The sequence below is a fragment of the Bartonella sp. AA83SXKL genome (assembly GCF_042196965.1).
Lineage (GTDB): Bacteria > Pseudomonadota > Alphaproteobacteria > Rhizobiales > Rhizobiaceae > Bartonella.
On the sequence record NZ_JBHIRG010000102.1, the window covers coordinates 1 to 1055 of the forward strand.

The 1055-nt window shown below is 45.5% G+C and carries 2 protein-coding genes; both read right to left on the bottom strand.

What is annotated here, in order from left to right; all coding sequences use genetic code 11:
• Window positions 1-823: late control protein (locus ACFINO_RS09920; protein WP_375655643.1), on the bottom strand; the 823-nt coding region annotated here is incomplete at its 3' end.
• Window positions 814-1055 (bottom strand): tail protein X (locus ACFINO_RS09925; RefSeq protein ID WP_375655645.1); only part of this gene is annotated, 242 nt, incomplete at its 5' end. The genes ACFINO_RS09920 and ACFINO_RS09925, both read right to left, overlap by 10 nt.

The following is a 1055-nucleotide window of genomic DNA, read 5'->3' on the forward strand; positions in this document are numbered from 1 at the left end:
CAAGGGTCAAAGAACCACTGCCCACAGCACGACACAACCTGTCCGACTCGGAAGCAGCGGCAGATAAAGCTTCCTCTTGACATGGATAACAACTGCGAAGACGGCGTACAGGCCCGCTAAACCCTGTCTGATGCTTGACTTGGCATTGCTGCCCTGTTGCGCGATCAAAATAAGAAGCTTCAATAGTGCCATATTGCGTGCGTGGCTCTAATGTGAATTCCCAGTTAGAACAGTCGTGCTTATGAAGTTCAAGTGCTGGTAAATTATCCCCGCTTAAAAATAAAAACTTATGGTCTTTGATTAAAAAACGCGCCTGCATGCGGTCCGCAAGACGGGTTAAAAAATCAACCGCCGATTGATCTGTACGAATCACATAAGGAAGAGTTTGTTTGATAAATTGTGGACTGACTTTTGCTTGATAGCCATGGCGTTTGGCAAGTGTCTCGACAATCTCACCAACAGTTTTGTGGTCAAAATGTTCACTCACCTGTTCTTTGAGTTCTTTACGCATCGAGGCGCTTTTGCCACAAAGGCGCAAGATCTCTCCATCACTACCCCCTGAGCTTACAACCGATTCGACAACAAAACGCCCCATAAAGGCACTGATGCTGTTCTCATAACCAAAGATCACCTGTAGCGCACTGTTACTTGAGGGAACCTCTAAATCATTGCCACTATCATCAAACTCTGCTTCAAATGTATCGGCTTCATTACCGGCATGATCGGTAATGGTTGCCGTTAAAAGACGCTGGTAAAAAACCTCATGAACAAGTTTATCCCCCACCCTCACCTCAATAAAAGGATGTGAACGCCTTAATCCCATAGCCTTTTCACCACACTATTCTTTTCTTGGCTAACAAATTCAGGCAGAATGACCTTTAAGCCCCGAGGTAAAAACACACCATATCTCGCAATACCTGGATTAGCTTCCAGTGTGGCTTCTAAATAGCCGTTTAGTGCCCCAACTTGGATGCGGTCTCTGAACACTGCCATGGCATGGTGAAAGCAAAGGAAATCGAGACTCATATCCTCTAGCTCTACAACCACATGCTTTT